This window comes from Holdemanella sp. DFI.5.55 (assembly GCF_020593575.1).
Lineage (GTDB): Bacteria > Bacillota_I > Bacilli_A > Erysipelotrichales > Erysipelotrichaceae > Holdemanella > Holdemanella hominis.
This window is the reverse complement of sequence record NZ_JAJDMK010000119.1, coordinates 1-3,711: the sequence shown is the minus strand read 5'-3', so window position 1 is coordinate 3,711 and position 3,711 is coordinate 1. Positions and strand designations below refer to the sequence as shown.

3 protein-coding genes are annotated in these 3,711 nt (G+C 29.9%); all 3 read left to right on the top strand.

The window, feature by feature from the left end; genetic code table 11:
* Positions 1-211: 211 nt before the first annotated feature.
* The 3 genes from LJE08_RS13010 (at position 212) to LJE08_RS13000 (ending at position 3,043) form a co-directional block, all read left to right on the top strand.
* Entirely contained in the window at positions 212-892 is a 681-nt protein-coding gene (locus LJE08_RS13010) for a YiiX/YebB-like N1pC/P60 family cysteine hydrolase (RefSeq protein ID WP_227403442.1), read from the top strand.
* Positions 893-970: 78 nt separating this feature from the next.
* The gene (locus LJE08_RS13005; RefSeq protein WP_227403441.1) at positions 971-2,041 is read left to right on the top strand and encodes a hypothetical protein; all 1,071 of its coding nucleotides are present in this window, start codon (positions 971-973) and stop codon (positions 2,039-2,041) included.
* 714 nt (positions 2,042-2,755) lie between these two features.
* The gene (locus LJE08_RS13000) at positions 2,756-3,043 is read left to right on the top strand and encodes a hypothetical protein (protein ID WP_217255950.1); all 288 of its coding nucleotides are present in this window, start codon (positions 2,756-2,758) and stop codon (positions 3,041-3,043) included.
* Positions 3,044-3,711: the final 668 nt, after the last annotated feature.

Below are 3,711 nucleotides of genomic sequence, written 5' to 3'. Positions count from 1 at the left end.
TTCCTCCATTTAATTTCTTTATGTATATATCTTCTCTTAAATTATATGATTAAATATTTATTTTTTCAATTTGAATATGATTAATTATAACGAATATAAATAAAAATAAACGTAATGATTATATGTATTGTATTTTTCTAAATTCTATATTATATTTGAATTAGAGATAGCGCTATCCATAAAAGAACAAAATAAGAAAGAGAGTAAATTGATGAAAAAAACATTTTCTTTATTTATTTGCTCAATGATGAGCATTATGTGTTTTACTAGTCCTATTTTGGCTAATGAAGATACATTAAATGAGCAGAATTTAACTGAAGAACAAAAAGAAATACTTGAAACGATGCCTGAAAGAGAACAAGAATATTTAGATTATGGGTTTCAGGCACCAATTTATGGTGATTTTAAGAATCCAACAACAAGATCAGCAACTGGTTCATGGTCTTGGAGAGATGGCGTGATATGTGTAACAACCGAAGGGTTTGGGACTAATACTGTTAATACTTGGCATTCTGCAATAGTAGCTCCGCAACGAATTGAGGCGGTAATTGAAGCACAAAAGCCGGGGAAAACAGCAGATTTTAGGCATGGAGTATGGACAAGTAGTACACATACAATTTGGCAAGTGGGTGTTAAGAGCACAACCGTTAATCAAGATTATAATGCTGGTTATTGGGCTGGACAGCAAAAAGGTAAACCTTACAATCTTAATTTTTGGAACTGTTATCAAACTGGTAGTTTTTATTGTTCTCAATTAGTATGGGCAGCTTATTATTATACTGCAGGTGTTAATTTAAATAAATCTGATAATGATATCGGTGGTGCAATCGCAGTACATCCAGGAGAATTTGTTAAAAATTCTAAAACATTAATTACATATAGGAATAGATGATTTTCCCAGATTATGAAGCAGTTTAAATTGTACAAACACGTTAAAAAAATTATTTCATACTGTATAATCGCATTCCTTTTGATTGGAACAGTAGGTTGTCAAAAAACAAATCGTTTTGAAACTTCAGACGAGGTTGATTTTTATGTGCTAGGCAGCGATGGAATAATTGGCTATCAATTCAATGATGAAAAGTTAAATGAAATAACCAAAACAGATATTAAGATTATAAATACGAATATAAACCCTGTGGTTCATCGTTCTGAATTGTTAAATCAGTATTTAGTATTTACCGAAGAAGATTTTCCTGGTCGAGATAAGCAATCTTTAGTTTCAATAGACTTCAACACAGGGTTAATTCATCGTTATCAAACGGACCATTGTGCATATACATCATCAGGAACTTCTCATAATTACTATTTTGCATCTACTACAGGAGAAAACTCGTTTATTTCAGTTTATACACCAGAATTAGAAGAAGTGGAATATCTAAAACTTGAGAAGGATATGTTATTTAGTGATTTCATTACTTCGTCTGATAAAGTTTATACTATTGGAACAGAGGTTGAAACCACAGAAGTTGAAAATGGGAAGAATTATTTTAAAAATATTTTGATTTCTATTTCTGAAAATGATGGTGATTTTTCAATAGATACAATAAAAGAACTTGAAGCCAATAAAGAGAAGCAATATTTCTTTAGTGATGTTATTACAAAAGGGAATTATTTATACGCTGTTTCAGCGGGTTGGCGAGATCTTGGTAGTTTAGAAAAAATATATGCTGGTGCAATATATAGATATGACTTAGTTAACGAAACAAGTGAATTCTATACGATTGAAGAAATATTTCCTTCCGATATTTATGATATTGGAGATGATTTTCTTGCTATATCACATGAATCGATAACTATAGATAAACTGGGTTTTACTATTTTTAATTATGAAACATTGCAAAGCGAATTTGTTGATATTTCACCGTATGCCATTTCTGAAAATGAAAGAATTGTAGATATTAAAAGATTAGACTTAAATCATCTTTTACTTCTTACCGAGAATCAATTGATTGTGTATGATATACTAAAAAGTACTATCACACTTCAGTTAAAATGTGATGATACTTTAGGAACGGTTTTTCATATATGGATTAATTAAGAATAATATCAATACATTAAGTTTTATTTGTTAATAATCTGATAAGGCAATTTGTCTTATTTCATAAAACAGTATAAGGGGCGCATATACCCCAAAACGATTTATAGCTAATATCGGGCTCGAATAACAAATAAAAAGGGAGGGATTGCTGATACAACCCTACTCTTCTAGATATCAAAAAATATAAGTTTTATAAGACTTATGTTTTTATAAAAATGATGTAAATAAAAACTATAGAGAAGTGAACAATGTTATCTATTATTGAACTGTGATAGCATTAATAGCATTGAATTTTGATTTATAATCTATAAAAAACACATAAGGAGATTGATACCCATGGGAACCAATAATTTTTAATCTTAGCAGGTATATTAGAGGATAATGATCATAATAATGTGAACAAATTTTAATTCGAACAAGTATTTTTATTATAACGGAAAGGGATGATGGATAATATGAAAGATAAATTTGCACAGTTTTCTGGGATATCTATTATGTTAGTAAGCGCAAGTATGACGCTATTTACACATTTGGTTGATGGTTATTATGAATTAAAAAATGTATTAAGTATTATTATAACTCTTTATATCTGTATAAATTTAGTCATAGTGATTTATCTTTATTGTAAAGATTAGAACAGAGAATAGGAGAATAATGTGATGAATAAAATTAAAAAGATATTTTCGTGTATGTGCGTTCATTTTATCTATTACTTTGATTAACGTTGATGCTAGGGCATATGAGACTAAAACTGATGAACAAATTTTAGCTGAAATGCAACAAATGCAAGATCGAATAACAGAAACTTTAATTATAGAAGATAATAAATATATTTATGATTATGATACAATCAAAGAAATAGTTGATGTTTATGACTTTGATGAATTTAATCAAGTAGCAGGAACGAATTATACGAAAGAAAGTTTCTTAGATATTGCAATTGATTCTATTGAAAATACAGATTTAACTCCACAAGTTATACCTACGGGAATATGTGGTTAGACTTGGAAAATCGAAGGTTGGAATTATGTAAGAACTGCTCAAACCAAAGCTGTATCAAATGCTTTAGTTAACGATGCAAAAAATTATGCAGAAATAATTCGTGCTGGTGGAACCATTGGTGGTGCAGCAACTGCAGCTGTTCCAGCAGTTGCTGCAATTTTGATTGCATCTTCAGTATTGGGGGTTGCATATTATAATACGTTTGCAAATAATTTATCATATCAAAATTCATTGTCAAAATGTGGAACTGTAATTGATATCAATAAATTTTATTTTCATTATCAAATTTGGAATCAGGCTAACTACAATGGATAAAAAATTGTAGAAAAAAGTGCGCAATAAATTTGGATGTGGTAAGGTGAATTTGCTCTTCAAGATTTTAAGGGGCGGCATATACCCCAAAACGGTTTATAGCTGATATTGGACTTGGACAACAAATAAAAAGGGAGGGATTGCCCAATGTCATTTCTTAACTTAATGATATTGCGGCTAATCCCGTGTTTTTTTAATGGACTTGTATAACGTATTCATATTTAAAAGTGAGTGGACTTATGTAACGGATTGTGTGGACTTCTCTAGCGTACTGCATGGCCTTCAGATGGCGTAATACTCATGTTATACACAATTTTGTAAAAGGTTGATTTCAAATCTGATATAATGATGTAAAG

What these genes read in the sequence shown, in the direction of transcription:
- LJE08_RS13010 (WP_227403442.1), top strand. Translation starts at nt 212, where the DNA reads ATGAAAAAAACATTTTCTTTATTTATTTGCTCAATGATGAGCATTATG.